General features: G+C 42.9%; 8 protein-coding genes. All 8 read right to left on the bottom strand.

The features are described 5' to 3' along the window. Nucleotides 1-255: 255 nt before the first annotated feature. Nucleotides 256-1,770 (bottom strand): hypothetical protein, encoded by a 1,515-nt coding sequence (locus tag HJG39_RS18715; protein ID WP_268411870.1) that lies wholly within the window; start codon nucleotides 1,768-1,770, stop codon nucleotides 256-258. Nucleotides 1,771-1,928: 158 nt separating this feature from the next. After that, the gene (locus HJG39_RS18720) at nucleotides 1,929-2,396 is read right to left on the bottom strand and encodes a phage virion morphogenesis protein (RefSeq protein WP_268411872.1); all 468 of its coding nucleotides are present in this window, start codon (nucleotides 2,394-2,396) and stop codon (nucleotides 1,929-1,931) included. Beyond that, nucleotides 2,389-2,862, bottom strand: coding sequence for a phage tail protein (locus HJG39_RS18725; protein WP_268411874.1), 474 nt, complete (start codon nucleotides 2,860-2,862; stop codon nucleotides 2,389-2,391). Before HJG39_RS18725 ends, HJG39_RS18720 begins: the two co-directional genes overlap by 8 nt. A 3-nt stretch (nucleotides 2,863-2,865) precedes the next feature. Then, nucleotides 2,866-3,276, bottom strand: coding sequence for a hypothetical protein (locus tag HJG39_RS18730; protein WP_268411876.1), 411 nt, complete (start codon nucleotides 3,274-3,276; stop codon nucleotides 2,866-2,868). Then, nucleotides 3,273-3,761: a M15 family metallopeptidase gene (locus HJG39_RS18735; RefSeq protein WP_268411878.1), complete on the bottom strand. Its 489-nt coding sequence runs from the start codon at nucleotides 3,759-3,761 to the stop codon at nucleotides 3,273-3,275. Before HJG39_RS18735 ends, HJG39_RS18730 begins: the two co-directional genes overlap by 4 nt. A 60-nt stretch (nucleotides 3,762-3,821) precedes the next feature. Further along, nucleotides 3,822-4,049: a tail protein X gene (locus HJG39_RS18740; protein WP_268411880.1), complete on the bottom strand. Its 228-nt coding sequence runs from the start codon at nucleotides 4,047-4,049 to the stop codon at nucleotides 3,822-3,824. Nucleotides 4,050-4,099: 50 nt separating this feature from the next. Further along, complete coding sequence (locus HJG39_RS18745) at nucleotides 4,100-4,615, bottom strand: head completion/stabilization protein (protein WP_268411883.1); 516 nt, start codon at nucleotides 4,613-4,615, stop codon at nucleotides 4,100-4,102. A gap of 246 nt (nucleotides 4,616-4,861) precedes the next feature. Then, on the bottom strand, nucleotides 4,862-5,126 hold a 265-nt coding region (locus tag HJG39_RS18750), incomplete at its 5' end, for a hypothetical protein (protein WP_268411884.1).

The following is a 5,126-nucleotide window of genomic DNA, read 5'->3' on the forward strand; positions in this document are numbered from 1 at the left end:
CATCGACTTCAGCAATAGTGCCAATGCGGATCAGGTTTTCAAAACGTCGGTAAAGGTCTGAAAGAGTGAAGCTCATAAGTTCATATCAAGGTGCGTTGATGATTGGAAGTACATCAACGCATCTTGATATGGGGTTATAAGGATGTCATGGGATGCTTGGTTGAAATGGGGGGAATTAACTTTTTTTGGGGTACATTTCCTAGGAAATTTCTTTTCCCAAATAAAACAGTTAACAGCCGTATGGGTTATAGTAATTTAAAAAAGAGCTGATTTGGCATCTCTGATAATGTTAGAGCCTATATGTCCTCTGTCACTCGGAGTTTTGGCAAATGTTGCTTTGTTACGATTATCATCAATAAATCTCAGATGGTTATGGGTACCTTCTTCAACTACTTCTAGCCCAATATCCTTAAGAGAGCTCCTAATACTCGTAGTCATGCGGTTAAAATTATTAAAAATTCTCTTTAGTTCATTTAAGTAATTACTTTTTGTACCGTCTTCAGGATTACTATCTAAAATATCTTGCAGCATCAGGCGTTTTCTAGAGCTCATCGGGAGAGATGAAACGCGCTCACTTATTAAACCAAGTACCGTATCTAACATTTCCCCACTATACTTTTCTCCTTCATGACCAAATGTAAGTATGGGCTTACCTTGTTTTGATGTCTGGTTTTGAAGCTTTTCAAACCTCAGTTTCAACACTTGATAATCGGACTTAGATTTTTCTAATTCTTCTTCGACTTTAATAGTTGCATGCATTTGCTCATCTATTTCATTAATATGATCTTTCTTCAACTGCTCTATTACATGATCTTGCTCTTCAAGTTGTGCAAACGCTTCTTCTGCGAGACTTTGATATTCACTGTCATCACTAAGTTCAGAAAAACGTTGTTTTAGCCGAGTCCTAGAGTCTCTTTGCCTCTTTGCCTTAACATCTGTTGGACTAAAATGCTGCTTTTTATTGTAGCCATTAGTAATGTGTGTAACATACGAGAGTATGTGCTGATTTAAATTTCCATTTGACTCGATAACTTCGGTTAAACTATCGCGCAACAGTAGTCGATTGTGACAGTGTTCTTGTCCAAAAGACGGGTAGATTATATTTACAGCGCCATCCCATGCAGAGTATCTCCGACCTAATATTCCCTCTAGTTCGTAACTATTAATTTCATCCTCAGCGTAGACGACTTGTGCCAAGCCGGTTAATTGTTTCTGCAACGTTCTAGGGTTTACTAATGGTTTGTTAGATTTACTACAGTTACTAACAAAAACGAGGGGATAACTACGTTTTTTATGTTCAATATTAAAACTTAGAGCTTTGATATTATCAGGATCATTCTTAACCCTTTGAATTTGAAGCCCAACTGTGGTTCCACTTAGTCCACCATTCTTTATCAAGTACTCAACTAACCTAGGCCTAGTTGCTACGGGCATTTCTTTTACCAAAGTACTCTTATCATGGGTTTCTACCGATATTGAAATCAGCGTTTTATTGTCTACATATTTCAGGCCTATCTCTGTATCCCACCTTCTGCCACCTACACTATGGTCTGAGTGACTAAGTAAAATAGAATAAATCGCTGGCTCAAGCTCACAAGCTTTATACGACCTTACAATACCTTTTTCAAACGTATATTCGCTACCACTCAATAACATATCATTTGTAAAATGGATATTTGTGATTGTTTTAAGCCAACCAGCTATTGTTCTTAAAGTTTTAGTAAAACTATCAGTTCCAACGATTTCAAGCTGATTTACATAGATTAACATTTAACCTCCATTAATGATTGCAATATTTACCTTATAAAAATGACAAACTGCCGAGGCGCTAGAGTGACCATGTCACCGTGCTAAAAAGCAATTAAATTTAGAGTAGAAAATTTCGGAAGGCTCAATATAGGTCAGAACATAAACCTAATCAATAATGATTACCTCATGTTCAAATACCCAAAAACCACCTCAAACAATACCCTCTCGTCAATTTCACTCACACCAAGCAGTTGTCTTTCTGGGTATTTAATGCTGTTACCCATTACCTTGTCTCGCTCTGAAAGCCCGTAATGGTGGGCTTTGGCGATGCGACTAATGCTCCCGGTGTAGCCAACCGTTGCACCGTTATTGTTAGCTTGAACCTTCATATGTTTGGCTTTTCGCAGGCCGAGCATCATCTTTTTTTGTTTGGCGACTTTTCCTTCCTTACGCTCATTTGTTTTATCAATGCGCTTTTTTCTGGGTTCCCACTTTGTGCCGTCTGGGTTTTCTTGTTTGGATAGGCGTTTTTGATTTTGCTTTCTAAGGGCTAGCGCGACTTTGCGGTAAAGGGCTTTTTGTTCTTTGGGCGATAGGCTGTTTATGAAGGACTCTGCCCACGGCGCAAGGTCTTCTAGGTTATTCACTGACTGTCTCGCTTAAAGCGCTTTCAGGCGGGCCGTTTGGGTTTTGTCTTATGCTGAGGTTCCATTCAGTGGCTTGGGCTAAGGTGGTGTCGAGCTGGGGTTCGTCGCAGGTGGTTAAATAGGTTCCTTCTGGTTTGTGTTCTACTTTGATGATTTCCGATAGTTTCACCGCTAAGGAAAGGTCGACAGATTCATTATTGATAATGTCGGCGTCGAACTTGATGGCGTTTGCTGCATGTGGTTGATGTTGGTCGAGCCACGTTAACACGAGGTGCGCGATTTGGGCGGCATCGCCTCCGTAAGCGGTAATGATGATCACGGCGTGATATTGCAATTCAAAGTGCTGGTTTGCACTGCCTTGGTGGCTGATGATTTGGCCTTCTTGGGCGAAGGTGAGTAGGTTTTCAGCCTCGATGTTTAACGATGCTGACAGTAGGTGCTCTCGTAAGGACGCCAACTTTTTCATGGGCTATTTCCTAATGCTGCCAATGCCTTTAATGCTCACCGCTGCAAGCACGACCACGTACATCAAATCGCCAAGGTCAACACCAAGGTTTTTAATGTTCTCGATACCCAAATTCACCGCGTTTAAATAGGTCATATCACCGCTGATGCTGCTTGCGATAGACGCTAAAAACAGCAGCACAAAGGGCGATGTGATGATCACGGTGACATACTCATCTTTCCAAGTACCGTCTTCATTTTGTTTTGAAAGGGCTTCCCATTCGTCGTCGTTTAAGTCTAACCGGTAGTCGTTATTCACCTTGGCTAAAGAAAGCTTTGCCTGTGCGGATTCTCTGGCTTGTTTACGCTTTTGATTGCTTTTGTAGGCTTCGGAAATGGGCGATAACGCGCCAGTTAACAGGCTCCATACACTCATGCGTTTTGCTCCTGAGGATACTCCGACCAAGGTAATTGAAAGTGCGGGCCGTCGAAAAAAGCGGTTTTGCCTTGTTGTGCTCTGCGCTGGCGGTATAGCTCGGTTTCTTGCTTCATGTCATCGGACAACGCCGATAATTTTCGGTCCCAAACGCCGCCCCATTGCAGCGGAATATTCAGTTCTTCCGCCGCCTGTTTCATGGTATTTGCCAAGGCGCAATAGGCGGCAGCGTCCCATGTAATTTTGTTGTTGGGCAGTAGCCATAAATCCACGGCGTGACCGGTTAAATGTCGGCTTTTTAAGGTGTGAGATTTTTTGTTTTGCACCAGCTCTTTTTGGCGCTCAAAAGTTCTTAATCCTTCACCTACCATAAAGTCGATTTTGGTGGCGCGTAGTGCTTGCTCCACCACTTTGATTAAGTCGGGATGTACGCCTTGTAAGCGGTCTTTTGACCTCTGGCTTAATTGAAATACTTGTTGTGTCATGGTGCGGTTCTCTTAAGTTTTTTTCGTGAAAAGGCTTTGCTTTTTTCTCTTCTCTTTTACTTAATCCCAAAGTGAAAGCGTTTCTTTTTGAACAGGCTTAACCGAAGGCAGGTAAACACGGGTTCCCATTGGAATGATGGGGTTAGATAAATCGAGGTGTGGGTTTGCTGCTAGCACCTGTTCGGTTACGCCGCTGGTTGCTCGATATTCTCGCCAACAAATGAGATCTAAGGTGTCGTTTTGCTGGGCTATTACCGAGGGTAAATGGCGGTTGTTATCTGTTCCCATTTGAGTGAGTTCCTGCTTTTGTTGCTGTTTTTACTTTGAGCGGCGAGCATTTATATCAATTCAATGGTGATTTTTGCGGTGCCCAATAAAGCGCGGATCGACTCTCTGGAGCGGCGCAAGTAATCATCCACCCGTTCTTCCATTTGGTCGGCGCGTTCATGGCCTGATTTTGTGCTGTCGAAGTCGCGGTAATTTTCCAATAACAGGGCTTTAGCTTTGTTAAACACCGCGCTTTGATAGTGGTGTTCATACTGGCTGACTTCGCCGTATTGCTCGCATGGCACTTCTTTCAATGAGCTGTAATTTAAAGCGTTGTAATTTTGGAACGCTGGCCATGCCTTTAATTCGTTGTTTACCGAGATAATCGCATCGAGAATGGCTTGCTTAGTGCGAAGGTTAGAAATTGGCTGCTCAACCCGCATCACTTCACGAAATTGGGCCATGTCGATGTCTGGAAAAAAGCCGTTATTGCTGACTTTTTCAGGCGTTTGGTTTTGGTGATTGGCGCTGGGTATAAAGCTCATGGTTTCACCTTTTTGTGTTGTGCTGATAAATACCTGTTCCAAACTATCAGCCACCTGTAGAGAGTTAGGAGCAAACCCTCAGCCGCAGGGAAGCGGCTGTGGAGCCTACATGGAAGTATCCACGGCGAGTTTGCGATAAATCTCTATGGGTGACTGACAATTAAACACAGCTATTTAGAAAACAGCGGTCACCAACACGTCACGTTAATGACTTTGTATGTGTTGGGCCGCTGTGGGTGCTGGGAGACTCTGTACTTAATGCCTGTCATCAAAACAGGTATTTTTTATTTAAGTGTTTACCGCTTGTTCAACGTCTTTCTTCAGTTTGTCGAATAGCTTTTTCACGCCCGAGCGCGGGTTTAATTCCAATGCGCGATGAAGGTGTGAAACGGCTTCTTGTTTGTTGCTATATTGAAGTTGTAAGCCCAGCGCTTTGTGCAGCTTAGCTCTGACTTCATCAGGCATGTCTTTTTCTACGGTGAGCGCCAGCACATGCAGCAAATGTTCAGTCATTTTGCCGTGATTATCGGGCGTTTCGTCACTTGCTTCGCTA

Origin of the sequence: Alteromonas sp. a30 (assembly GCF_026788005.1) — a bacterium.
In the GTDB taxonomy this organism is placed as follows: domain Bacteria; phylum Pseudomonadota; class Gammaproteobacteria; order Enterobacterales; family Alteromonadaceae; genus Paraneptunicella.

What these genes read in the sequence shown, in the direction of transcription:
- HJG39_RS18715 (WP_268411870.1), bottom strand. Translation starts at nt 1,770, where the DNA reads ATGTTAATCTATGTAAATCAGCTTGAAATCGTTGGAACTGATAGTTTT.
- HJG39_RS18725 (WP_268411874.1), bottom strand. Translation starts at nt 2,862, where the DNA reads ATGAAAAAGTTGGCGTCCTTACGAGAGCACCTACTGTCAGCATCGTTA.
- HJG39_RS18730 (WP_268411876.1), bottom strand. Translation starts at nt 3,276, where the DNA reads ATGAGTGTATGGAGCCTGTTAACTGGCGCGTTATCGCCCATTTCCGAA.
- HJG39_RS18735 (WP_268411878.1), bottom strand. Translation starts at nt 3,761, where the DNA reads ATGACACAACAAGTATTTCAATTAAGCCAGAGGTCAAAAGACCGCTTA.
- HJG39_RS18740 (WP_268411880.1), bottom strand. Translation starts at nt 4,049, where the DNA reads ATGGGAACAGATAACAACCGCCATTTACCCTCGGTAATAGCCCAGCAA.